General features: G+C 64.8%; 18 protein-coding genes and 2 tRNA genes. 9 read left to right on the top strand and 11 right to left on the bottom strand.

The genetic code is table 11. The features are described from left to right. Positions 1 to 28 precede the first annotated feature (28 nt). Genes ihpA through IVB24_RS19900 form a run of 4 tightly spaced genes read left to right on the top strand, consistent with a single transcriptional unit; the run spans position 29 to position 6,462 of the window. Positions 29 to 1,303 (top strand): divalent metal ion exporter subunit IhpA, encoded by a 1,275-nt coding sequence (ihpA, locus tag IVB24_RS19915; protein ID WP_140479975.1) that lies wholly within the window; start codon positions 29 to 31, stop codon positions 1,301 to 1,303. Then, positions 1,300 to 2,274, top strand: a complete 975-nt coding sequence (ihpB, locus tag IVB24_RS19910) for a divalent metal ion exporter adaptor subunit IhpB (protein ID WP_247768217.1) — start codon at positions 1,300 to 1,302, stop codon at positions 2,272 to 2,274. Before ihpA ends, ihpB begins: the two co-directional genes overlap by 4 nt. Continuing rightward, positions 2,267 to 5,497: a CusA/CzcA family heavy metal efflux RND transporter gene (locus IVB24_RS19905; RefSeq protein WP_247768216.1), complete on the top strand. Its 3,231-nt coding sequence runs from the start codon at positions 2,267 to 2,269 to the stop codon at positions 5,495 to 5,497. Before ihpB ends, IVB24_RS19905 begins: the two co-directional genes overlap by 8 nt. Before the next feature lie 2 nt (positions 5,498 to 5,499). After that, a complete protein-coding gene (locus tag IVB24_RS19900; protein ID WP_162308583.1) occupies positions 5,500 to 6,462 on the top strand; it encodes a cation diffusion facilitator family transporter in 963 nt (320 codons plus the stop codon). A 6-nt stretch (positions 6,463 to 6,468) separates the two neighbouring features. Here the strand turns inward: IVB24_RS19900 and IVB24_RS19895 are convergent, their stop codons facing one another. The 6 genes from IVB24_RS19895 to clpX form a co-directional block, all read right to left on the bottom strand. Continuing rightward, positions 6,469 to 8,115: a hypothetical protein gene (locus IVB24_RS19895; protein ID WP_247768215.1), complete on the bottom strand. Its 1,647-nt coding sequence runs from the start codon at positions 8,113 to 8,115 to the stop codon at positions 6,469 to 6,471. A 30-nt stretch (positions 8,116 to 8,145) separates the two neighbouring features. Beyond that, a complete protein-coding gene (locus tag IVB24_RS19890) occupies positions 8,146 to 9,006 on the bottom strand; it encodes a methyltransferase domain-containing protein (protein ID WP_247774133.1) in 861 nt (286 codons plus the stop codon). 201 nt (positions 9,007 to 9,207) lie between these two features. Further along, positions 9,208 to 9,284 (bottom strand) — tRNA-Val (locus tag IVB24_RS19885). 47 nt (positions 9,285 to 9,331) lie between these two features. Beyond that, entirely contained in the window at positions 9,332 to 9,736 is a 405-nt protein-coding gene (locus IVB24_RS19880; RefSeq protein WP_247774132.1) for a GFA family protein, read from the bottom strand. Positions 9,737 to 9,806: 70 nt separating this feature from the next. Continuing rightward, complete coding sequence (gene lon / locus IVB24_RS19875; protein WP_094977649.1) at positions 9,807 to 12,230, bottom strand: endopeptidase La; 2,424 nt, start codon at positions 12,228 to 12,230, stop codon at positions 9,807 to 9,809. A gap of 327 nt (positions 12,231 to 12,557) precedes the next feature. Beyond that, the gene (gene clpX / locus IVB24_RS19870) at positions 12,558 to 13,829 is read right to left on the bottom strand and encodes an ATP-dependent Clp protease ATP-binding subunit ClpX (RefSeq protein WP_094977648.1); all 1,272 of its coding nucleotides are present in this window, start codon (positions 13,827 to 13,829) and stop codon (positions 12,558 to 12,560) included. 178 nt (positions 13,830 to 14,007) lie between these two features. On the opposite strand from clpX, the gene IVB24_RS19865 reads away from it, so the two are divergent. Next, positions 14,008 to 14,229, top strand: coding sequence for a hypothetical protein (locus IVB24_RS19865; protein ID WP_247768213.1), 222 nt, complete (start codon positions 14,008 to 14,010; stop codon positions 14,227 to 14,229). A 55-nt stretch (positions 14,230 to 14,284) separates the two neighbouring features. On the opposite strand, the gene IVB24_RS19860 is transcribed toward IVB24_RS19865, so the two are convergent. From IVB24_RS19860 to IVB24_RS19850, 3 genes are all read right to left on the bottom strand, one after another. After that, positions 14,285 to 14,917: an ATP-dependent Clp protease proteolytic subunit gene (locus IVB24_RS19860; protein ID WP_094891777.1), complete on the bottom strand. Its 633-nt coding sequence runs from the start codon at positions 14,915 to 14,917 to the stop codon at positions 14,285 to 14,287. A gap of 280 nt (positions 14,918 to 15,197) precedes the next feature. Further along, positions 15,198 to 16,559 (bottom strand): trigger factor, encoded by a 1,362-nt coding sequence (gene tig, locus IVB24_RS19855; protein ID WP_094977646.1) that lies wholly within the window; start codon positions 16,557 to 16,559, stop codon positions 15,198 to 15,200. A 173-nt stretch (positions 16,560 to 16,732) separates the two neighbouring features. Further along, positions 16,733 to 16,817, bottom strand: a tRNA-Leu gene (locus IVB24_RS19850). 154 nt (positions 16,818 to 16,971) lie between these two features. Here IVB24_RS19850 and IVB24_RS19845 point away from each other — a divergent pair. Then, positions 16,972 to 18,288 (top strand): multicopper oxidase domain-containing protein, encoded by a 1,317-nt coding sequence (locus tag IVB24_RS19845; RefSeq protein WP_247768211.1) that lies wholly within the window; start codon positions 16,972 to 16,974, stop codon positions 18,286 to 18,288. A gap of 7 nt (positions 18,289 to 18,295) precedes the next feature. Here the strand turns inward: IVB24_RS19845 and IVB24_RS19840 are convergent, their stop codons facing one another. Continuing rightward, on the bottom strand, positions 18,296 to 19,795 hold the full coding sequence (locus IVB24_RS19840) for an NAD(P)H-hydrate dehydratase (protein WP_247768209.1): 1,500 nt from the start codon (positions 19,793 to 19,795) through the stop codon (positions 18,296 to 18,298). A gap of 382 nt (positions 19,796 to 20,177) precedes the next feature. Between IVB24_RS19840 and IVB24_RS19835 the strand changes: the two genes are divergently transcribed. Continuing rightward, the gene (locus tag IVB24_RS19835) at positions 20,178 to 20,516 is read left to right on the top strand and encodes a P-II family nitrogen regulator (RefSeq protein WP_007603495.1); all 339 of its coding nucleotides are present in this window, start codon (positions 20,178 to 20,180) and stop codon (positions 20,514 to 20,516) included. 151 nt (positions 20,517 to 20,667) lie between these two features. Next, a complete protein-coding gene (gene glnA / locus IVB24_RS19830; RefSeq protein WP_094891781.1) occupies positions 20,668 to 22,077 on the top strand; it encodes a type I glutamate--ammonia ligase in 1,410 nt (469 codons plus the stop codon). Positions 22,078 to 22,154: 77 nt separating this feature from the next. Here the strand turns inward: glnA and IVB24_RS19825 are convergent, their stop codons facing one another. Further along, the gene (locus IVB24_RS19825; RefSeq protein ID WP_094891782.1) at positions 22,155 to 22,418 is read right to left on the bottom strand and encodes a 4-oxalocrotonate tautomerase family protein; all 264 of its coding nucleotides are present in this window, start codon (positions 22,416 to 22,418) and stop codon (positions 22,155 to 22,157) included. Positions 22,419 to 22,571: 153 nt separating this feature from the next. On the opposite strand from IVB24_RS19825, the gene IVB24_RS19820 reads away from it, so the two are divergent. After that, on the top strand, positions 22,572 to 23,549 hold the full coding sequence (locus tag IVB24_RS19820; protein WP_247768207.1) for a helix-turn-helix domain-containing protein: 978 nt from the start codon (positions 22,572 to 22,574) through the stop codon (positions 23,547 to 23,549). The last annotated feature ends 79 nt before the right edge of the window (positions 23,550 to 23,628 follow it).

Genomic DNA, 23,628 nt, shown 5'->3' with positions numbered 1-23,628 from the left:
TTGGGTTCATCCTTCACAGGTCGGTTTCATGTTTTGCAGGGGAATGGCCGCGCGCCTGGCGTGCGCGGCAGCGTGTCTGATTGCGGGATTGGCGATTGCGCCGTCTCACGCCCAGACTTTGACGATGCGGAGCGCGTTGTCGCGCGCGCTGGCCGCGAGCCCGCGGCTGACGGCGGCGGAGCGTGACGTCGGCATCGCCACCGGCCAGCGCATCCAGGCGGGCGCCCTGCTCAATCCGGAACTCTCCTACGAGCAGGACGATTCCTTCGGTTCCGGCAAATATCGCGGGACGCGATCGGCGGAGACGACGCTGCAGATCAGCCAGGCCTTCGAGCTGTTCGGCAAGCGCGACGCGCGGATCGCGGCTGGCGCTGCCGGCATCGAGGTCGCCGCGATCCAGCGCAAGGCGATCAGGCTCGAGGTGCTGTCGGAAACCGCGATCGCCTTCCTCGGCGTGCTCGGGGCGCAGCGGCGCATCCATATCCTCGACGAGCAGATTGCGGCAATCGACCGCCTGACGCCGCTGCTCCGCCGCCGCGTCGAGGCCGGCGCCTCCTCGCCGGCCGAAACCGGCCGCGCCGAAGTCGCCTCCGCCCTGGTGAAGGCCGACCGCGAACGCTTCAAGGCAATTCTGGCCAGCGCCCGACGCGAGCTTGCGGTGCTGATGGGCGATCCCAACGCCAAATTCGGCGAGGTCTCCGGCCGGCTGGACATCCTGGGTAAAACGCCGACGTTCCAGTCGGTGGTCGCCGCCATCGACGCCAATCCGCAACTGGTGCGCTGGACGGCGGTCTATGCCCAGCGTAACGCGGAACTTCTACTGGCACGGCTCAAGCCCTATCCGGACGTGCGGATCGCAGCCGGCTGGCGCCACTTCAGCGAGACCAATGACGATGCTGTCAGGCTCTCCCTCTCCGTGCCGATCCCCGTGTTCGACCGGAACCAGGGAAACATCCTCTCGGCGCAGGAAAGCCTCGCCAAGACCCGGGCCGAGCGCGAGGTCAACCGCAACACGCTGATCGTGATCGCCGGCCGCGCCTACGACTCGCTGCAGGGCTCGCTGCGCGAGCTCGCGGTGCTGCGCGAGACCGCCATCCCCAAGGCCATGGAGGCGTCCGAGGCGATCTCGCAAGGCTACGGCCAGGGCCGCTTCACCCTGCTCGAGGTGCTCGACGCCCAGGCCAGCGTCAGCCAGGCGCGCCTGCGCGAGCAGGAGGCGCTGCAGAACTTCCACGCCGGCGTTGCGACCATCGAAGGCCTCGTCGGCAATCCCTTCACGCTGGCGCGGGAGACCGCACGATGAAGACGTCCTCTACTATCGTCGTGGCCATCGTTGCCGCCGCGCTCGGCGCCTACGGCTACTCCCTGCTCGAGCCAGCCACGCCCGCGCATACCGAGCACAGCGAGCATTCCGAAAAGAAGCCGAACGACCATGTTGAGCAGGACGAGCATGGCGCCGACCGCATCCGCATCTCCGACGTCAAGCTCGCAGCCGCGGGCGTGACGCTCGCCGAAGCCGCGAGCGTCACGCTGACCGACACGCTCGCCTTCAACGGCATCCTGCGCGCCAACCAGGAAGCCGTGGTGCAGGTGACGCCGCGCTTCCCGGGCCTCGCCAAATCGATCCAGAAGCGCATCGGCGACAAGGTCGGCAAGGACGATCTGCTCGCCGCCATCGAGAGCAACCAGAGCCTCACCGTCTACGAGCTGAAGGCGCCCATTGCCGGCACCATCATCGAGCGGCAGATCTCGCTCGGAGAATACGCCTCCGAGCAGAAACCGGCCTTCGTCGTCGCCGACCTCTCCACCATCTGGGTCGACCTGTCGATCTACCGGCAGGATCTCCGGCGAGTCCACCTCAACGACGAGGTGCTGATCGATCCCGACGATGGCCGCGGCGAGATCAAGGGCACGATCTCCTACATGGCGCCGATCGGCTCCAGCGAGACGCAGACCGCGCTTGCACGCGTGGTGCTGCAAAATCCTGACGGGCGCCTGCGGCCCGGGCTGTTCGTCACGGCCAAACTGATCCTCGCCGCCCGCAACGTCGCGGTCGCCGTGCGCCGCAGCGCGATCCAGACGCTGGAGAACCGGACCATCGTGTTCGTCCGCGAAGACGGCGACAAGATCGAGGCGCGACCGGTTGAACTTGGCGATTCCGACCCGCGCCATATCGAGATCAGGGCCGGCCTGTCGGCCGGCGAGCATTACGTCGCCGAGAACAGCTTCGTCGTGAAGGCGGAGATGGGCAAGGGCGAGGCCGAACATGATTGAGCGCCTGATCGCCGTCTCGCTTCAACAGCGCTGGCTGGTCCTCCTGCTCGCGCTCGGCGCCGTCGCTTTCGGTGCCCTAAATTTCCAGCGCCTGCCGATCGACGCGGTGCCTGATATCACCAACATCCAGGTCCAGATCAACACGCGCGCCCCCGGCTATTCCCCACTCGAAACCGAGCAGCGCATCACCTTCCCCGTCGAGACTGCGATGGGCGGCCTGCCCAGGCTCGACTACACCCGCTCGCTGTCGCGCTACGGTCTCAGCCAGGTGACGGTCGTCTTCAAGGACGGCACCGACATCTTCTTCGCCCGCCAGCTCGTCGGCGAACGCATCCAGCAGGTCAAGGACCAGCTTCCGGCCGGCGTCGAGGTCGCGATGGGTCCGGTCTCGACCGGGCTCGGCGAAATCTTCATGTACACCGTCGAAGCCAAGAGAGACGACAAGGCGGGCGCGAAGACGCAAGGCGGTCACGACTATTCGCTGACCGATCTGCGCACCGTGCAGGACTGGATCATCAAGCCGCAGCTTCGCAACGTGCCCGGAGTGATCGAGGTCAACACCATCGGCGGCTTCGAGCGGCAGTTCCATGTGCTGCCGGACCCAGGCAAGCTGATGGCCTACCGGCTCGGCTTCCGCGACGTCATGACGGCGCTCGCCGCCAACAACGCCAATGTCGGCGCCGGCTATATCGAGCGCAACGGCGAGCAATATCTGGTTCGCTCACCGGGCCAGGTCGGCAACCTCAGTGAAATCCAGGATGTCGTGATCGGCTCGCGCGGCGGCAATCCCGTCAGGATCAGGGACGTCGCTGTTGTCACGGAAGGCCGAGACCTGCGCACGGGCGCTGCGACGCGCAATGGCGAGGAGACCGTGCTCGGCACCGCCATGCTGCTGATCGGCGAGAACAGCCGCACGGTGGCAAGCCGCGTCGCCGCTCGCCTGGACGAGATCGCCAAATCGCTGCCCGACGGCGTAGTGACGCGGACCGTCTACGACCGCACCGACCTGGTGGAAGCCACCGTCCGCACGGTCAAGAACAACTTGCTGGAAGGCGCGGCCCTGGTGGTGGCCGTACTGTTCCTGATCCTCGGCAACATCCGCGCCGCGCTCGTGGTGGCCTGCGTCATTCCGCTGTCCATGGCGATGACGATATCAGGCATGGTCGAGACGAAAGTCAGCGCGAACCTGATGAGCCTCGGCGCCATCGACTTCGGCATCATCGTCGACGGCGCGGTGATCATCGTCGAGAATTGCCTGCGCATGCTGGCCCAGGCGCAGCGCGACAAAGGCGGGCTGCTGACGGTCTCGGAGCGAATGCGCGCGATCCTGCGCGGGTCCAGCGAAGTCATCAAGCCGAGCCTGTTCGGAACGCTGATCATCGCGGTGGTCTATCTGCCCGTGCTGACGCTGACCGGCGTCGAGGGCAAGATGTTCACGCCGATGGCGCTGACCGTGCTGATGGCGCTCGGCGCAGCCGTTCTTTTCTCGATCACCTTCGTGCCGGCGGCGGTCGCCATCTTCGTCACCGGCAAGGTGTCCGAGCACGAAAACCTGTTCATGCGGATGGCCAAGCGGGCCTATCTCCCCCTGCTCCGCTTTGCCATCGACAACCGGGCCGCCGTCGCCGTCATGGCCGCACTCATCGTGGTCGCAAGCGGCATCGCCGCGTCGCGGATGGGCGGCGAGTTCATTCCGAGCCTGGACGAAGGCGACGTCGCGCTGGCCTCGATCCGGATTCCCGGCACCAGTCTGACGCAATCGGTAGACCTGCAGAAGGCGCTGGAAAAACGCGTCATGCAGGTTCCGGAGGTGAAGGAATTCTTCACCCGCATCGGCACCGCCGAGATCGCCACCGACCCGATGTCGCCGGCACAGACCGACGGCTACGTCATGTTGAAGCCGCGCGCCGAATGGCCCGACCCCGGCAAATCGAAATCGGATGTGATCGAGGCCATCGACAAGGCCGCCGACGATATTCCCGGCAGCGCCTACGAAATCTCCCAGCCGATCCAGTTCCGGGTCAACGAGCTGATCTCGGGCGTGCGCACCGACGTTGGCGTCAAGATCTTCGGCGATGACCTCGATATCCTGCAAGGCGCAGCCAAGCAGGTCGAGGCCGCGATCCGCGGTATCCGCGGCGCCAGCGACGTCAAGATCGAGCAGGTCGCAGGGCTGCCGATCCTCACCGTCCGCCTCGATCGCCAGGCGCTCGCCCGCTACGGCCTCAGTGTCAGCGAGGTGCAGGGCATCGTCGAGATCGCCGTCGGCGGCAAGTCGGCCGGCAAGCTGTTCGAGGGCGATCGCCGTTTCGACATCGTCGTGCGCCTGCCCGAATACCTGCGCGGCAATCTCGAGGCGATCCGGGCGATCCCGATTCCGCTGCCGCCCGGCGAGGACGCCGCAACCGGCACGGCCATTCGCACCGCGCTGGCCGCCTCTCCCCTCGCCCAGATGCGCTATGTGCCGCTGTCGTCGGTTGCCACCGTCGACGCGACGCCCGGGCCGAACCAGATCAGCCGCGAGAACGGCAAGCGGCGCATCGTCGTCACCGCCAATGTCCGCGCGCGCGATCTCGGCTCCTTCGTCACTGACGCCGAGGCGGCGGTGGCCGAGAAGGTCAAGCTCCCGCCCGGCTACTGGATCGGCTGGGGCGGCCAGTTCGAGCAATTGGTCTCCGCGACCAAGCGGCTGACGATCGTGGTGCCGGTGGCGCTTCTGCTGGTGTTCCTGCTGCTGTTCATGAGCATGGGATCGGCGGCCGATGCGGCGCTGGTATTCTCCGGCGTTCCGCTGGCGCTGACCGGCGGCGTGGCGGCGCTGCTGCTGCGCGGTATTCCGCTCTCGATCAGCGCCGGTGTCGGCTTCATCGCGCTGTCGGGCGTCGCCGTGCTCAACGGCCTCGTCATCATCGCCTTCATCGAGCGGCTGCGCAGCGAGGGGCGGCCGGTCGCGGAGGCCGTACGCGAGGGCGCGTTGACGCGGCTGCGGCCGGTGCTGATGACCGCGCTGGTCGCCTCGCTCGGCTTCGTGCCGATGGCGCTCGCGACCGGTGCCGGCGCCGAGGTGCAGCGGCCGCTGGCGACCGTGGTGATCGGCGGCATCATCTCCTCGACCATCCTGACCTTGCTGGTGCTGCCGGCGCTCTACGTGCTGTTCCGCCGTGACGCGGCGAGCGAAACGCCTACAATGGCGGCTGATTTGGCGGCGTCCGGGGAGCGCTAGAAGTGGGCAGCCACGACCATCACGGTCATCACCACCACGATCATGGCGACCACGGTCATGGTCACGACCACAGTCACGGCCATGTCCATGCGCCCGCGAATTTCGGCAAGGCGTTCGCGATCGGCATTGCGCTCAACACCGCGCTGGTCGTGGCCGAAGCGATCTACGGCTATCTCGGCAACTCCACTGCGCTTCTCGCGGACGCCGGCCATAATTTGTCCGACGTGCTCGGCCTGGTCATGGCCTGGGGCGCCTCGATCGCGGCGCGGCGGGCGCCGAGCGGCCGCTTCACCTACGGTTTTCGCGCCTCCACCATTCTGGCCGCGCTCGCCAATGCCGTGTTCCTGCTGGTCGCGACCGGCGCGATCGGCTTGGAGGCGATCCTGCGGCTGCGCGAGCCGGAGCCGGTCGCTGGCGTCACCGTCATGGTGGTCGCCGGCATCGGTATCCTCATCAACGGCTTTACCGCCATGCTGTTCGCGAGCGGGCGCAAGGACGACATCAACATCGAGGGCGCGTATCTGCACATGGCCGCCGACGCCGCGGTCTCGCTCGGCGTCGTGGTCTCCGCGGCATTGATCATCTGGACCGGCTGGCTCTGGCTCGATCCCGTCACCAGCCTCGTCATCTGCGCCACCATCCTCTGGAGCACGACCAGCCTATTGCGCGGCTCCATCGACATGGCGATGGCGGCCGCCCCCAAGGGCACCGACCTCGCCGCGATCAGAGCCCTCCTGCTCGCGCGTCCCGGCGTGTCGGCGATCCACGATCTTCACGTCTGGCCGATCTCGACCACCGAGACGGCGCTGACCTGCCACCTGGTCATGCCCGCCGGCACCGGCGATGGCTTCCTGATGGAAACGGCGCAACTGCTAAAGACGACCCATCGCATCGGCCATACCACGCTTCAGGTCGAGACCCACCCGGACAATGGCTGCGCGCTGGCGCCGGATGATGCGGTGTGACCGCGCTTAGGCTTCGCCGCGATCGGCGCGGCCTGCTCTGGCCCTGAGCCAATCGAACACTACGCTTCCCAGGATCGCGCTCGAGCCGGCGAGGAAGGGAATGACGTAATACGCGTAGCGATTGAGCCCATAGATGAGAAAGGTCGGAAACGCGGCGCTGACCATCGCCAGCAGGATCATCAGTGTGCCGCCGGCGACGAGGCGGCCGGAAGACCGCCGCACCCAACCCGCATGGCTCGCGGGGACGCCGATCAGAAGCACGAGGGCGAGGACGAGTGTCGCCGAGGACAGCCACAGCATTACTCCCGGGCGATCGTCGTATTCGGTCGAGACTTTCACCCCGCAGCACAGCGCGACGAGGTCCGAGCTCGGCGCGTAGCCACGCGCAAAGAGGCGGTTCAAGTTGAGCTGAAGCTGATCCGCGGTCGGCAGTAGCCGCGACAATGGCCACCAGGGTTTGTAGTCGTCCTGAATCAGCTGTCCGGGCTTCAACCCGGTCGGGCTGCCAAAGAACGGGAACCTGTCGCGTTCCGTGAAGAACTCATAGCCCTGCGGACTGGGCGTCCGCCGCGCGACCGAATTTGCGTCGAAGAGCAGGAAGAACATCTCCCGGAGAAAGTGTTTCGTGAGGTGTCGATAGAGCGTCGACGGCGTCGTCAGCGTTTCCACGAAGATGTCACGCACCACCCTCTCGAGATCCGTATCGCTGTCGCCGGCCTTCGCCAGCCGGTGCATCGCCCCGAACGGCCACTGATAGACCTCGATGTCGGGCCATCCCCGAGGCGTGTCCTCGGCACGCATCTGCTCGACGTACCCCCGCGCCTGCGCCTTCCGGTCGAGATGAACGCCGTGCTCGAAATCGCCGGAATAGCCCACCACGAAGGCCATCACGGCCAGGGTCTCGTTGCCGACGGGGCGCTTGCCGATCGCCAGATTGATCGCCGCCGGCGTCAGATAGACGACTGACGCGAGAAGGCCTGCCAGGGCAAGCACGCCGAGCCGGCGCAGGAGCCCTGCGTCCAGCACCACCACCAGCCACAACAGAATGACGGCGGCCTGTCCTACCGCTGCCGACCGGCAGGTCATCACGGCGCCGAGCGTCAAGCCCACGGCCGCCGCGGACGGCAACGCCGGCCATTTTCTCAATGCGGCGCCCGCGGCGATGAAGGCCGCAAGACTGACCAGGAAGTTGGAGATCGTCTCCGCACCGATCGTATTGTCGTAATGGACGATGCGGCCATGCAGCGCCGCAAGACAAAAGGCGAGCAGCGCGAAGAAGCGCGGCGCGCCGGCAAAACGCACGATCCCCGCAACGAAAAGCGCAGTTCCGACGCTCATCAGGTGCTGCGCGATGACGAACACAAGGATGTGCGGGCCGAACAGTTTCGACAACAGCGCGAGGAAGGCGGCCACGCCATACGGCCGCTTCATCACATCCTCGAGATATTGTCCTCTCAGGATGGATTCGGTCTGGATGATATAGGCCGCACTGTCCTCATGGATGAAGTGATCCGGCCAGGCCACCAGGAAAGCAAGGTGAACCATCAAGGCCAGGCCGATCGCACAGACCCAGACCCAGAACCACGCGATGGAGCCTGCCCACCGGGGCAAGGCCGACCAAAGACCAGTGCGCTGGATCAGAGCTGGATTCATCTCAATGCTCGCAACCGGAAGTTCGGGCGACTAGGTCGCCTTCGCGGTCACGATCCAGATCGCGCCTTGCAACGCGACGCTCTGCCCCTTCTGGAACGGCGCGAGCATCTCGCGGATCGAGGCTTTTGCGGCCGCATACGTCTCCGGCGGGTGTCCCTGCAGCGCACGGCTGGCGGGGCCGATCTGCAAGGCGCCATCCACTGCGGCATCGAGGCCGCCACCGATCGCGACGTCCATCGGAAGGTCATGCGGCTCCATCGCCATGTCGACGAAGCCGGCCCCCTTCAGGATGCGCATCACACGTTCTTCCGAGGCGAAGGCGAACGGGCCCGGCTCCTCCGGCCCGACCGGCGGCATCTTCGGCACGTGCTTGTAGACCGCCATCAGCGGCGCCATCATCCACGGGTTTTCCGTGGGCTCGCGCCAGCAGGCGAAGGCGAGCCGCCCGGTCGGCTTCAGCGCGCGGCGAAGATTTGTGAAGGACGCAATGGGATCGGCAAAGAACATCACGCCGAAGCGCGAGGCGAGCAGATCAAAGCTCGCCGGCTCGAACGGATGCACCGTCGCATCCGCCAGCACGAAATCGAGCGGCAGGCCTTTTGGCGCAAACGCGCGCGCCTGCGACAGCATCGGTTCGGAGACGTCGAGGCCGAGCGCGAACCCGTCGGGCGCCACCGCCTTGGCGAACGCGAACGTCGTCGCGCCGGAGCCGCAGCCGACATCGAGGACGCGCTCACCGGGCATCGGCCTGGCGCGGTCGATCAGCGCCTCGGCAATCGGTCCAAGCAGGCTCTCCTGCGCCGCATGGCGATCGGCCCAGCGCTGGCCGCTCGGGCCGTTCCAATAGGCGATCTGGTCGGCGTTCTGTTCGTGTCCGCTCGGCTGTTGCATGATGTCCCCGGTCATTCCCATTCGCGATGCCGCTCGTCGCGGCTCTGCAACCACACCGCGGCGATACCACGTCCGGATGTCCAGCGCACCTTTTCGGGAGCCAAAGCGGCTTGCGCGCGCGCTTCTCCGAACCCGCGGCTCTGAAGCAAATGTTGGGCTGCGCGGGCTTGCCGAGCCATAGCTCGCGAAGCGAGCAAAGGCTGGTGGGCGGTCACGGATTCGAACCGCGGACCCTCTCGGTGTAAACGAGATGCTCTAACCAGCTGAGCTAACCGCCCCTCGCCGCCTCTTTATCCCTACCCGCCCTTGGTCGGCAAGCCCGACCTCAATCCTGCGGCCTGCCCGGCAGCAACGGCACCGCGTCGATCCAGACCGCCGCTGACTGGCACCAGATCTGCCTGACGGGGCGCAGTTTGTCGCGCTGGCGGATCGAGCCCCAGCGGATGCCCCAATCGTCGGCCTGGTCGGCCTCCCCGCTGGTGAACAGCGGGGAACCGCAATCGGCGCAAAAATGCTGGAAGCGCATCCGGCCGTTGTCGCCGCGCTTGCCGTAGACCTTGGGCGTGCCGCCGGTCAGGTGGAGATCGGCCTTGCTGCAGATCGCCGTCACCCGGAACGGCGAGCCGGTCAGCGCCTGGCAATCGGTGCAGTGACAGACCGAGACATCCTCCGGATCGACCTCGGCCTCATAGGTGATCCTCCCGCAATGGCATTGCCCGTCGATCTGCATCACCTCGACCCCTACCCCCCAAAACAAAAACGGCGCCCGAAGGCGCCGTTTTATCATCTTTCTCTCTGGCTTAGTGAGCGGTCAAGCCGCCGGCGGCTTCGTCGCCGTCCGGCTTCACCGTCACCTTGGTGTCCTCTTCCCAGACGATCGGCACAGGCTTCTTGACCAGCGCCTTGGCGACGACGTCGTCGAGGCGCGAGACCGGGATGATCTCCATGCCGCCCTTGATCGCATCGGAAATCTCCGTGAGATCCTTGGCGTTGTCCTCGGGGATCAGCACCGTCTTGATGCCGCCGCGGGCCGCAGCCAGCAGCTTCTCCTTCAGACCGCCGATCGGCAGCACGCGGCCGCGCAGCGTGATCTCGCCGGTCATCGCGACATCGTGCCGGACCGGAATGCCGGTCATGACCGAGATGATCGCGGTGGCCATGGCGACGCCCGCCGACGGACCGTCCTTCGGCGTCGCGCCTTCCGGCACGTGCACGTGGATGTCGCGCCGGTCGAACAGCGGCGGCTCGATGCCATAGTTGATCGCGCGCGAGCGGACGTAGGACGCCGCCGCGGAGATCGACTCCTTCATGACGTCACGCAGATTGCCCGTGACCGTCATCTTGCCCTTGCCGGGCATCATGACGCCTTCGATCGTCAGCAGCTCGCCGCCGACATCGGTCCAGGCAAGGCCGGTGACGATGCCGACCTGCGGTTCGCTCTCGATCTCGCCGTAGCGGTACTTCGGCACGCCCAGAAGCTCCTCGAGAGTCTTCTCGGTGACCTTGACCGACTTCTTCTTGGAGATCATCAGCTCCTTCACCGCCTTGCGGGCGAGTGTGGAGAGCTCACGCTCCAGGTTACGCACGCCCGCTTCGCGGGTGTAGCGGCGGATCAGAAGCAGCAACGCGTCGTCGTCGATCGAGAACTCCTTGGAGTCCAGGCCGTGCTTGGACACCGCGTTCGGGATCAGATGCTTGCGCGCGATCTCGACCTTCTCGTTCTCGGTGTAGCCCGCGATCCGGATGATCTCCATGCGGTCCATCAGCGGGCCCGGAATATTGAGCGTATTCGCGGTCGTGATGAACATCACGTTGGAGAGATCGTAGTCGACCTCGAGATAGTGATCGTTGAAGGTCGCGTTCTGCTCGGGGTCGAGAACCTCGAGCAAGGCCGACGACGGATCGCCGCGGAAATCGGCGCCCATCTTGTCGATCTCGTCCAGCAGGAACAGCGGATTTGACGACTTAGCCTTCCGCATCGACTGGATGATCTTGCCGGGCATCGAGCCGATATAGGTGCGGCGGTGACCGCGGATCTCGGCCTCGTCGCGCACACCGCCGAGCGAGACGCGCACGAACTCGCGCCCCGTCGCCTTCGCGATCGACTTGCCGAGCGAGGTCTTGCCGACGCCCGGAGGTCCGACAAGGCACAGGATCGGTCCGGTCAGCTTGTTGGCGCGCGACTGCACCGCGAGATACTCGACGATCCGCTCCTTGACCTTCTCCAGCCCGTAGTGATCGGAATCCAGCACGGCTTGCGCGGCCTCCAGATCCTTCTTCACCTTGGACTTCTTGTTCCACGGGATCGACAGCAGCCAATCCAGATAGTTGCGCACGACGGTCGCTTCCGCGGACATCGGCGACATCTGGCGCAGCTTCTTCAATTCATGCTGCGCCTTGTCGCGCGCTTCCTTGGAGAGCTTGGTCTTGGAGATCTTCTCTTCGAGGTCGGCGAGCTCGTCCCGACCTTCGTCGTCGCCGAGTTCCTTCTGGATCGCCTTCATCTGCTCGTTGAGATAATACTCGCGCTGGGTCTTCTCCATTTGTCGTTTGACCCGAGAACGAATCCGCTTCTCGACCTGCAGCACCGAGATCTCGCTCTCCATCAGGCCCAGCACCTTCTCGAGGCGCGTGGTGACGGACAGCGTCTCCAGGATACCCTGGCGATCCGCGATCTTGACGGCGAGATGCGAGGCAACGGTGTCGGCGAGCTTGGCGAAATCGGTGATCGCCTGCACGACGCCGACGACCTCGGCCGAGATTTTCTTGTTGAGCTTCACATAGCTCTCGAAGTCGGACACGACCGAGCGCGACAGCGCTTCCGCCTCGACCGACTTCGCATCGGTGTCGGCAAGCGCAATGGCGGTCGCTTCGTAATAGTCGGCGCGATCGGTGTATTTCTGCACGCGCGCACGCTCGAGCCCTTCGACCAGCACCTTCACGGTGCCGTCGGGAAGCTTCAAGAGCTGCAGCACGCTGGCAAGCGTACCGGTCTCGTAAATCGAGTCGGGCGCCGGATCGTCGTCGGACGCGTTCTTCTGCGTCGCGAGCATGATCAGCGCGTCGTTCTTCATCACCTCTTCGAGCGCGCGGATCGACTTCTCGCGACCGACGAAGAGCGGAACGATCATGTGCGGGAAGACGACGATGTCGCGCAGCGGCAGCACGGGATAGGCGTGCGTTTCGCCATGAACGATGGTCGGCCGGGGTTTTGGATTAGTCATGGCCTTTTCCTTTTGCTTTGCCCCCTTGCACGCAGCCCGCCATGCTCATGCGCAACCGCCACAAGGTGCCGAGGTGATCCGCAAAACCGATCGGTCCGTTTGCGCGTTGGACCGGCTCGCCGGATCGGAACTGAGGCGAATCTGGAAGAGAATTATTGCTCGCCGCCGACATTAGGTGGCTATCGACCCGGGGGGTGTCAAGTCATTGAAAGACGCGCGCCATCAGGCGCTTACGCAACGCGGTAAGCGACGCAACACCGGCTGCGGAGATAAACTTCCGCAGCTCCACCTCGAGGGTACAGTTAAGAGCGTTCCAGCGCCGAAAGATCAGGCGCTGGCGTTCTCGACGGCGCGATCGGACCGATCGGCGTAGATGTAGAGCGGACGCGCCGTTCCTTCCACGACTTCGCGCGAAATCACGACCTCTTCCACACCTTCCAGGCCCGGCAGGTCGAACATGGTCTCGAGCAGGATCGCCTCGAGGATCGAACGCAACCCGCGCGCACCGGTCTTGCGCTCGATCGCCTTGCGGGCGACCGCGCCAAGCGCCTCGTCGGCGAAGGTCAGCTCGATGTTCTCCATCTCGAACAGCCGCTGGTACTGTTTCACCAGCGCGTTCTTCGGCTCGGTCAGGATCTTCTTCAGCGAGACCTCATCGAGGTCCTCGAGGGTCGCCACGACCGGCAGACGGCCGACGAACTCGGGGATGAGGCCGTACTTCAGGAGGTCCTCAGGCTCGACGTGACGGAAGATCTCGCCGGTGCGGCGGTCTTCCGGCGCCATCACCTGGGCCGCGAAACCGATCGAGGTCGACCGTCCGCGCGCCGAGATGATCTTGTCGAGGCCGGCGAACGCGCCGCCGCAGATGAAGAGGATGTTGGTGGTGTCCACCTGCAGGAATTCCTGCTGCGGATGCTTGCGGCCGCCCTGCGGCGGGACCGAAGCCACCGTGCCTTCCATGATCTTCAGCAGCGCCTGCTGCACGCCTTCACCCGACACGTCGCGTGTGATCGAGGGGTTGTCGGACTTGCGGCTGATCTTGTCGATTTCGTCGATGTAGACGATGCCGCGCTGGGCGCGCTCGACATTGTAGTCGGCGGACTGGAGCAGCTTCAGGATGATGTTCTCGACGTCCTCACCGACATAGCCGGCCTCGGTCAGCGTCGTCGCGTCCGCCATCGTGAACGGCACGTCCAGGATGCGGGCGAGCGTCTGCGCGAGCAGCGTCTTGCCCGAACCGGTCGGACCGATCAGCAGGATGTTCGACTTCGCGAGCTCGACGTCGTTGTGCTTGGTCTGGTGGTTGAGGCGCTTGTAGTGGTTGTGCACCGCGACCGACAGGACCTTCTTCGCGTGGCTCTGGCCGATCACGTAGTCGTCCAGGACCTTGCAGATTTCCTTCGGCGTCGGAATGCCGTCGCGCGACTTGACCAGCGAGGATTTGTTCTCCTCGCGGATGATGTCCATGCAGAGCTCGACGCACTCGTCGCAGATGAAGACCGTGGGACCCGCGATCAGTTTGCGGACTTCGTGCTGGCTCTTGCCGCAGAACGAGCAATATAGCGTGTTCTTGGAGTCGCTCGTGCCGACCTTACTCATTCCTGTCTCCGTCCGCGGTTCGATTCCGTTCCGCTCGATCGCTCCATTCCGACACGATGGTCGGCATGAAGCTTAAGTAGAGCAAATTCCGTACCAAAAAAGACCCTACGCATTACATCCCGTGCGAATCACGGTCACTCGATTCTCCGCGATCATAGCCGATCGTTCGTAGCCAACCATGCTGTCACCCGACTATCAAGAATTCGCTAATCGGGCGCCGCCGGCTACCCGTGACAATACCGTGATTTCCGGTCTTGGCACGGGCGAAGTGATCGAAATCACCCCGGCGTTGCTGGATAGCCACGAAAAACAAGCACGAAAGCGGAACTTTCTGCCTGTCGCAGGGCGCAAAACGGTGTTTTGCGACGCGCCCACGGTCCATAGCGTGAAGGCTACCTGATGGTAACAAGCAATCCCAGGGGATACCGAGGGATCGCCGTCACACTCCAGTAGTGCTACGGGGCTTTCGCCGCCGGCTCCTCGGCGCGCTTGTCGATGACCTTGTCGACCAGGCCGAACTCCTTGGCGTCGGCCGCGGTGAGGAACTTGTCGCGTTCCAGCGCATCCTCGATCGCCTTGTAGGTCTGCCCGGTGTGCTTCACGTAGATCTCGTTGAGCCGCTTCTTCAGGTTCAGGATTTCCTGGGCGTGCAGCATGATGTCGGTCGCCTGGCCCTGGAAGCCGCCGGAGGGCTGGTGCACCATGATGCGCGCGTTCGGCAGCGAGAAGCGCATGTCCTTCTCGCCGGCGCAGAGCAGCAGCGAGCCCATCGAGGCGGCCTGCCCCGTGCACAACGTCGATACCGGCGGGCGGATGAATTGCATGGTGTCGTAGATCGCAAGGCCCGACGTCACCACGCCGCCCGGCGAGTTGATGTACATCGAGATTTCCTTCTTCGGATTTTCCGCCTCAAGGAACAGGAGCTGGGCGACGACCAGCGTCGACATGCCGTCCTCGACCGGGCCGGTCAGGAAGATGATGCGCTCCTTCAGCAGGCGCGAGAAGATGTCGTAGGCGCGCTCGCCACGGTTGGTCTGCTCGACCACCATGGGCACGAGGTTCATGTAGGTTTCAACCGGATCGCGCATGAGTCACCTAGGGTTTTCGGAGACGGACATCGCCAGGCATGACTGCCAGTTTGGCTGGATTTGCCGGAAAGCTGATGAACGTCCTGTGATGCAGGAACTTGATAGACGTGAAAGGCGTATCGACAGATATAGCCCAATTCGCTTCTGACAAGTGCGGAGCGAATTAAGGCTTAATCCTTCGAGGCAGTTGAAGCTGATTCGCACGAAGAGGCCCAGCCGGCCATCTGGCTAGCTGGGCCTCTTCGCTGATCATCCTTAATAGAGGCCTGCCTCAACCCCTTCAGGCCGCGGTCTTTTCCGCCTCGTCATCCTTGTAGAGATCCTCGCGCGAGACCTTCTTCTCGGTCACGTTGGCGAGTTCGAGGATGAAGTCGACGACCTTGTCCTCATAGATCGGTGCACGAAGCTGGGCCAGAGCCTGGGCATTGCTGCGGTAATAGTCCCAGACTTCCTTCTCGCGGCCGGGCATCGAGCGAGCGCGCTCGATCACGGCGCGGCCGACTTCGTCGTCGGTCACGGTGATCTTGTTCTTCTCGCCGATCTCGGAGAGCACGAGACCGAGCCGCACGCGGCGGTCGGCGATCTTGCGGTACTCTTCCTTGGCGGCGTCTTCGGTGGTGTCCTCGTCGGCGAAGGTCTTGCCGGCGGAGTCCATCTCGGCCTTGACCGAGTTCCACATCAGATTGAACTCCTCGTCGACCAGCGAGGGCGGCGCCTCGAAGCGATGGGCTTCGTCGAGGCGGTCGAGCAGCGCGCGCTTGACGCGCTGGCGCGTCGCGCCGGCGAACTCCGCCACCAGGCGCTCGCGCGCGGCTTCCTTCAGCTTGTCGAGCGATTCGAGGCCGAGCGTCTTGGCGAACTCGTCGTCGATCGCGACGTCCTGCGGCGATTCGATCGAGGTCGCGGTGGTCTCGAACTCGGCCGGCTGGCCGGCGAGCTTGTCGTTCATGTAGTTCTTGGGGAACGACACTTTCAGCGTGCGGGTCTCGCCCGCGCCGATGCCAGTGAGCTGTTCCTCGAAGCCGGGGATGAAGGTGTTCGAGCCGATCACGACCTGGATGCCTTCGCCGGTGCCGCCCTCGAAGACTTCGCCGTTGATGCTGCCCTTGAAGTTGATGGTGACGCGGTCACCCGACTCGGCCTTCGCGCCCTCGGCCTTCGCGGCATAGCCGCGGTTGGTATCGGCGATCCGCTTGATCGCCTCGTCGACGTCGGAATCGGTGACCTCGGCCACGGGCTTCTCGACCTGGAAGGCCTTGAAGTCGGCGAGTGCGATCGCCGGCACCACCTCGATCGCGACCGTGTAGGTCAGATCGGTCTTGCCGCTCAAGAGCTCCTCGACCTCGGCCTGCTCGCTCGGCATGGTGATCTTCGGCTCGGTCGCAAGGCGGAAGCCACGCTCGGAGAACAGCTGCGTGTTGGTGTCGCGGATGGTCTGGTCGATGGTCTCCGCCATCACCGAGCGGCCGTAGACCTTCTTCAGGTGAGTGACCGGGACCTTGCCGGGGCGGAAGCCGTTGATGCGGACCTTGTCCTTGAGGTCGACGAGCTTGGCGCCGGCCTTGGCGTCAAGATCAGACGCGGGAACGCTGATCTTGAACTCGTGCTTCAAACCTTCCGAGAGGGTTTCTGTGACCTGCATGGCGTCCAATCTTCTTCCCGTTCGGTCCCGGCGCGCATGCGTCGGGACGCTGTCATTAATCGATCCGGCGCGAGGCGAACGCCTCAACGCCGGTGCTTCATCGAACCGGCTCCCGGCGGACGAACATCCGCGCAAGAGCAGGTCTCGTAATCCGTGCAAACGCGATAAGCGCTTGGTGCGGGCGGAGGGACTCGAACCCCCACAACTTTCGTCACTGGAACCTAAATCCAGCGCGTCTACCAGTTCCGCCACGCCCGCGTGAATTTGCATCAAGACCGGCCGCGATGCCGCGGGCGGCCGGGCTTATAGCATGCGCCTGACTGTTCGCAGCAAAAAAATGGCCCGATGGAGGCAGGCTTTACGTAGGCACGACGGCTGGACTTATCCAGCGCGGCGTGGTCGGGATCGGCCCATGACACCTGGGATATTCGAGCCGAACAGACGCGAGCTTTTGGCCGGCCTTGGCGCGGCGCTCGGCGCGTCCACGGCCGGGCTGATGGCGGGGGGAGCGACCCCGGCCGTGACCGCCCAGATCGCCCTCCAGGCACGGGCCGCAAGCCTGGCTCTCAAGCCGGATCGGCCACCGACACCGATCTGGGAGCTGGCCGCGGCCAGTCATCTCAGGGACGTCCGTCTCAAGCGGGGCGACCGTTGCGAGCTGGTGTTTCGGAACGACCTGCCTGTGCCGCTTGCACCAGTCTGGTACGGCCTGAACAGCGGGGCCCCGACCGACCCGTTGCGAGGGCGCGCGCCTGCCCCGCCAAATGCGGTCGAAACATCAATTATTTCAATGCTGAACGCGGGGACCTTGCTGGCTGACTTTCGCCTCTTCGAGGACGATCAGAAGCAGCCTGTCCGTCCGCTTCCGGTCATCGTCGCCGAATCCAGCCCGGTCACCGTCGATAGCGACGTCGTCCTGCTGATCGAGGAATGGCGCCTGCGCCAGGATGGCACCGCGGTCCCGCCCGGCCAGGCCCCGAAGGACGCGAGGCCCCTCTACACGATCAACGGGCAAACTTCATTCGAACTCTCAGCGATGGGCAATCAGCGGCTGCGGCTGCGCTTGATCAACGGCTCGCAACGTACTGTTCTGGCAATCAAACTAGAAGGTCATGACGTCCGAGTGATGGCCCTGGACGGGCAACCGGCCGAGCCCTTTTCTGCGCGCAACGGTGCCGTGGTGCTGGCCCCCGGCGCTCGCGCCGACGCTTTCGTGGATGCGGCCACATCGGCCGCGTTGCTGCTGCATGACGGCAAGGAGGCCCGCCAGGTCGGCCGCCTGAAGATATCCGGCCAGTTGGAGCGCCGGGTGCCGCTGATGCCAGCGCAGCCCCTCCCTCCGAACGACCTGCCCGAGAAGCTCGATCTGAAAGGCGCCCTGCGGTTCGATGTCGCGCTCGGCGCCGCAGACATCGACTGGGCGCGACCGGCAAACTTCTCGACGGCCTCCGCCCCCATCTTCCGCGCCAGGACCGGCCGCACCGTGGTGCTGGCCCTCAAGAACCCTGCCCCCATCGCGACAGTCTTCCACTTGCACGGCCATCCCTTCCGCCTGCTCGACAAGCTCGACGACGGCTGGAAGCCCTACTGGCTCGACACGCTTGCCATCGAGCCCGGCCAGACCCAGCGCATCGCCTTCGCGGCGACCGCACCTGGACAATGGCTGATCGAATCCGTCGCGACCGACTGGGCCGCGCCGCGCCTGGTGCGGTGGTACGGGGTGGAGTGAGGCGGACTCAATAGTCAATGCCCAGCGCATCATAGATCCGCCGGTGCACGGCCGGCAGGGTCTCGGTGAGGTCCTCCGCGATCAGGCCTGGCCCGGCTTCGCGTCCCGCCTCGCCATGCATCCAGACGCCGATGCTCGCGGCCTCGAACGCCGGCACGCCCTGCGCCAGCAGCCCGGCGATGATGCCGGCGAGCACGTCGCCGGCGCCGGCGGTGGCGAGCCAGGGCGGCGCGTTGGCGGCGATGACGGCGCGGCCGTCGGGGGCCGCGATGCTGGTGTCCGGGCCCTTCAGCAGCACCACCGCGCCGGAGCGTTCGGCGGCATCGCGCACGCGCTCCAGCTTGGAACGGCCCGGAAATTTGTTGCTGAGATCGGAGAACAGGCGCGGAAACTCGCCCTCGTGCGGCGTCAGCACCACCGCATTGTCGCGCGACGACCTGATCGATTCGAACAGCCGCGCAGGGTTTGCGGCAAAGCTCGTCAGCGCATCGGCATCGAGCACCAGATGACGCTGCGCCGTGAGCGCGGTGTGAACGAGATCGCAGGTGCGTTCACCGATGCCGGCGCCGGGGCCGATGATGCAGGTGTTGTAGCGCTTGTCGCCGAGCAGCTCGCCGAACTCGATGGCGGTGTCGACGGGGCGAACCATGACGGCCGTGAGCGCGGCCGCGTTGATCGCGAGCGCGTCGCGCGGGCTCGCCAGCGTCACCAGCCCTGCCCCGGCGCGCAGCGCCCCGCGCGCGGCCAGCCGCGCAGCGCCGGTCGCCGCCGCATCGCCGGAGACCGTCAACACATGCCCCCGCGCGTATTTATGGCCGTCGATGCGCGGCACCGGAAAGGCGGCGCCCCAGACATCAGGATCATTCTCGAAGGTCCGCGGCGCGATCTCGTCGAGCACCTGCGCGTCGATGCCGATGTCGGCGACACGCACGTGGCCGCAATGCATCCGGCCCGGCAGCAACAGATGCGCCGGCTTCTTGCGGAAGAAGGTGACGGTCTCGGCGGCGTTCACCGCCACGCCCATCACGGCTGCGCTGGTGCCGTTGATGCCGCTCGGCAGGTCGACCGCGAGCACCGGGGCGCCGTTGGCATTGATCGCCTCGATCATCGCACGCGCCTCGCCGTCGACGGGACGGCTGAGGCCTGCGCCGAACAATGCGTCGATGATCAGCGCGGGCCGCCCGACCGCCTGAGGATTGAACGGGAGCACCGGGTGCTTCCAGCCGCGCGCGGCCGAGGCCGCGTCGCCCTGGAGCTGGTCGCGCTCGCACATCAGGATGACCGAAACCTCGCGCCCCTGCGCGGCGAGCTCGGCGGCTGCGACAAAACCGTCACCGCCATTGTTGCCGGGGCCGGCCACGATCAGGATCGGCCCCTCCTCCACCAGCGCTTGGGCGGCATCGGCGACCGCCTGCCCCGCGCTCAGCATCAGCTTGAAACCGGGCGTGCCGGCCGCGATGGTGAGCTGGTCGGCGCGCTGCATTTCAGCGGTGGTCAGAACTTCCATGCCACTTCCCTGGTCCAAACGCCTTTTCAACAGGCACGTCAGGTGCCGCCCCACCCCTGGGAACATCGATCTGCACACATATTGAACCGTTTGCCTATTTCGTAGCCTTCGGTATCTTGTGCAGGTCGGCGCCACTGCACAGGGATGCACGTTAAAAGGCTGATAACGCTCCAACAATCAGGGCATTTGCAACTTGGCATAGACCCTGCTTTCGAGGAAGCCGCTTCGGTTCGTCGTGCTCACTGGCATTTATCAGAGTGTGGCCGGCCGTTGTTGCCGGACTGGTCAGGGGTTTCAGGCATAGCGAAGACAAGATCGTGCGTTAAGAAAGCGCATCCTGACGAAGACGTTGCTATTTGTTCGAAAGGCCGGGAGGCGCGCAGTGAAGAAAATCGAAGCCATCATCAAGCCATTCAAGCTCGACGAGGTGAAGGAAGCGCTTCAGGAAGTCGGCCTTCAGGGCATCACCGTCACCGAAGCCAAGGGCTTTGGCCGGCAGAAAGGCCATGCCGAGCTCTACCGCGGCGCAGAATACATCGTCGACTTCCTGCCCAAGGTGAAGATCGAGATCGTGATCGGCGACGATCTGGTCGAGCGCGCCATCGATGCGATCCGCCGCGCCGCGCAAACCGGCCGCATCGGCGACGGTAAGATTTTCGTCTCCAACATCGAAGAGGCGATCCGCATCCGAACCGGCGAATCCGGGCTGGACGCTATCTGAGCCGGGTGCTATCCCGAATTTTGCGACACTCCGACCGGAAATAAGGCTGCTTCGGCGGCCTGATTTCGTTTGTGCGGTCGCGCAAAACTCGCCTGAGCGAGAATAATTTTGCTCATCTGGAAACCGACCCGCAGAGCCAAAAGGGGTATGCATGAAGACCGCCAAAGACGTCCTGAAATCGATCAAGGACAACGACGTCAAGTACGTCGACCTGCGCTTCACCGATCCGCGCGGCAAGTGGCAGCATGTGACGTTCGACGTCAGCATGATCGATGACGACATCTTCGCCGAAGGAACGATGTTCGACGGCTCCTCGATCGCCGGCTGGAAGGCGATCAACGAGTCCGACATGTGCCTGATGCCCGACCCGGTCACTGCGACGATCGACCCGTTCTTCGCCGAGACCACCATGGTCATCACCTGCGACGTGCTCGAGCCGACCACCGGCGAGCCCTACAACCGCGACCCCCGCGGCATCGCCAAGAAGGCGGAAGCCATGGTGAAGTCGATGGGCGTGGGTGACACCGTGTTCGTCGGTCCCGAAGCCGAATTCTTCGTGTTCGACGACGTGCGCTTTTCGGCAGAGCCCTACAAGACCGGTTTCCGGCTCGACTCCTCGGAGCTGCCGACCAATTCCGACACCGAATATGAAGGCGGCAATCTCGGCCACCGCATCCGCACCAAGGGCGGCTATTTCCCCGTGCCGCCGCAGGACTCGGTGCAGGACATGCGCTCGGAAATGCTCGGCGCCATGGCCAAGATGGGCGTCAAGGTCGAGAAGCACCATCACGAAGTGGCTTCCGCCCAGCACGAGCTCGGCATGAAGTTCGACACGCTGACGCTGATGGCCGACCACATGCAGATCTACAAATACTGCATCCACCAGGTCGCGCACATCTACGGCAAGACCGCTACCTTCATGCCGAAGCCGATCTTCGGCGACAACGGCTCGGGCATGCACGTGCACCAGTCGATCTGGAAGGACGGCAAGCCGGTGTTCGCCGGCAACAAATACGCCGATCTCTCGGAGACCTGCCTGCACTACATCGGCGGCATCATCAAGCATGCCAAGGCGATCAACGCCTTCACCAACCCGTCGACCAACTCCTACAAGCGTCTGGTCCCGGGCTATGAAGCCCCCGTGCTGCTCGCCTATTCCGCGCGCAACCGCTCGGCCTCCTGCCGCATCCCCTACACCGCTTCGCCGAAGGCCAAGCGCGTCGAGGTGCGTTTCCCCGATCCGATGGCCAACCCGTATCTCGGCTTCGCCGCGATGCTGATGGCCGGCCTCGACGGCATCAAGAACAAGATCGATCCGGGTCCGGCGATGGACAAGGACCTCTACGATCTGCCGAAGGAAGAGCTGAAGCAGATTCCGACGGTGTGCGGCAGCTTGCGCGAGGCGCTGGAAAACCTCGACAAGGACCGCGGCTTCCTCAAGGCCGGCGGCGTGTTCGACGACGACTTCATCGACGCCTATATCGAGCTGAAGATGACCGAAGTCGCCCGCTTCGAAATGACCCCGCACCCGGTCGAGTTCGAGATGTATTATTCGGGCTAAGCGGCCTGAACCGTCTGCGACAAGCAAAAGGCGCTTCCGAAAGGAGGCGCCTTTTCGTTTTTCGGCTCGAGGCGAACCTAAGCCTTCTGCCGCGCGATCCGCAGCCCGTCCGCCCCGATCGTACCGAACGTGCCGGCGATGATCTCAGCTGTCGGCTGCATGCCGCCGAGCGACCAGTGCGAGGGATCCTGCTCCTCGATCCTGACCCAGACGTTACGGCGGAAGTCCGCATTGCCCTGTCCTTCGATCTCGACCAGGAGATCAGTGACGCGATCGAGCAGCGCCTTCTTCTGCGCGGCATCCAGGATGCCGCGGACGGTGGAAATGGTGACGTAAGGCATGTCTCTCTCCAATCATGTCGTGTGACGACGGGGGCAAATTGACCCGAACGTGACCGGCGAGGCAGTGGCGGATAAGACAGAGATCGGGCAATTTCCGCCACGCGGTCCGCGCACCGATCGGATAGGGTCGCCGCGTCCCGCCTGGAGCTCCCCATGAAGCTTGCAATTCTGGCCGTGGAAGGCTGCATGCACTCTGCGATTGCCGGCGTCGCCGACATCCTCTCGCTCGCCAATCACGTCATGCAGCAGAGCGGTGCAAAGCCCCGCTTCAGCTGGCAGACACTCTCGCTCGACGGCAAGCCCGTGCGCGCCGGCGGCGGGCAGATAGTCGCGGCCGACGGCGCGGTCGGAGCACGTGCGCGCTTCGACGCGATCCTCGTCCCCGGTAACCTCGTCGATCACGTCACGGCCGAGCGCCTGCAACCGCAATATGCCCGGGCCGGCGCCTGGCTCCGGCAGCAACACGCGAACGGCCGGCTGATCGGTGCGTTCTGCAGCGGGGTGTTCCTGTTGGCCGGAGCCGGCCTGCTCGACAACCGCCGCGCCACCATCACCTGGTGGCTGCAAGGCGAGCTGCGGCAGCGTCATCCCACGATCGACCTCGCCGCCGACGCCGTCATCACGGCTGCGGACCGCATCGTCTGCGCAGCCGGCCCGATGTCGTGGGTCGACCTGCTGCTCAGATTGATCGAGATGGTCGAAGGCAAGCAGATCGCAAAATTATGCGCGGACTACGTCGTCATCGACACCGCGCAGCGCACCCAATCGATATTCATGCCGGTCGGCTATCTGCTCTCGCAGGACCCGCTGCTGACCAGGGCCGACCTCTTGGTTCGCCGCCCCGGCAAGGCTCCCATGACGGTCAAGCGGCTCGCCGGCGCGCTCGGCCTCAGCGAGCGCACGCTGAACCGGAAGTTTCAGGATCTCACGCACGAGCCGCCGCAGGCCTTCATCATGCGCCGCCGCGTCGAGCATGCGCGCACGCTGCTGGAGACGACGACGCAGCCGATCAAGGCGATCGCACGGACGGCCGGCTATGAGGACGAGAGCAGCTTTCGCAAGGCCTTCCGGAAATTGGCCCTGATGTCACCACAGGCCTATCGCGCGCGGCGGACAGAGCGCACGGCGTGAGCCGCCCCCGGGACATCCGCTTTCGTTCCGCATCCGACTCCACTTCGTTCTCAAAGAACAAATCAGGGCCGGAAAAATC

Origin of the sequence: Bradyrhizobium sp. 192 (assembly GCF_023100965.1) — a bacterium.
Classification (GTDB): Bacteria; Pseudomonadota; Alphaproteobacteria; order Rhizobiales; family Xanthobacteraceae; genus Bradyrhizobium; species Bradyrhizobium symbiodeficiens.
This window is presented reverse-complemented; position numbering and strand designations above follow the sequence as displayed.

Bases quoted from the DNA above. Each gene is read 5' to 3' on its own strand.
- IVB24_RS19890 (WP_247774133.1), bottom strand. From the start codon at position 9,006: ATGCAACAGCCGAGCGGACACGAACAGAACGCCGACCAGATCGCCTAT.
- clpX (WP_094977648.1), bottom strand. From the start codon at position 13,829: ATGAGTAAGGTCGGCACGAGCGACTCCAAGAACACGCTATATTGCTCG.
- IVB24_RS19820 (WP_247768207.1), top strand. From the start codon at position 22,572: ATGAAGCTTGCAATTCTGGCCGTGGAAGGCTGCATGCACTCTGCGATT.
- lon (WP_094977649.1), bottom strand. From the start codon at position 12,230: ATGACTAATCCAAAACCCCGGCCGACCATCGTTCATGGCGAAACGCAC.
- IVB24_RS19895 (WP_247768215.1), bottom strand. From the start codon at position 8,115: ATGAATCCAGCTCTGATCCAGCGCACTGGTCTTTGGTCGGCCTTGCCC.
- IVB24_RS19845 (WP_247768211.1), top strand. From the start codon at position 16,972: ATGACACCTGGGATATTCGAGCCGAACAGACGCGAGCTTTTGGCCGGC.
- IVB24_RS19840 (WP_247768209.1), bottom strand. From the start codon at position 19,795: ATGGAAGTTCTGACCACCGCTGAAATGCAGCGCGCCGACCAGCTCACC.
- ihpB (WP_247768217.1), top strand. From the start codon at position 1,300: ATGAAGACGTCCTCTACTATCGTCGTGGCCATCGTTGCCGCCGCGCTC.
- IVB24_RS19865 (WP_247768213.1), top strand. From the start codon at position 14,008: ATGCTGTCACCCGACTATCAAGAATTCGCTAATCGGGCGCCGCCGGCT.
- IVB24_RS19860 (WP_094891777.1), bottom strand. From the start codon at position 14,917: ATGCGCGATCCGGTTGAAACCTACATGAACCTCGTGCCCATGGTGGTC.
- ihpA (WP_140479975.1), top strand. From the start codon at position 29: ATGTTTTGCAGGGGAATGGCCGCGCGCCTGGCGTGCGCGGCAGCGTGT.
- IVB24_RS19880 (WP_247774132.1), bottom strand. From the start codon at position 9,736: ATGCAGATCGACGGGCAATGCCATTGCGGGAGGATCACCTATGAGGCC.
- IVB24_RS19905 (WP_247768216.1), top strand. From the start codon at position 2,267: ATGATTGAGCGCCTGATCGCCGTCTCGCTTCAACAGCGCTGGCTGGTC.
- tig (WP_094977646.1), bottom strand. From the start codon at position 16,559: ATGCAGGTCACAGAAACCCTCTCGGAAGGTTTGAAGCACGAGTTCAAG.
- IVB24_RS19825 (WP_094891782.1), bottom strand. From the start codon at position 22,418: ATGCCTTACGTCACCATTTCCACCGTCCGCGGCATCCTGGATGCCGCG.
- glnA (WP_094891781.1), top strand. From the start codon at position 20,668: ATGAAGACCGCCAAAGACGTCCTGAAATCGATCAAGGACAACGACGTC.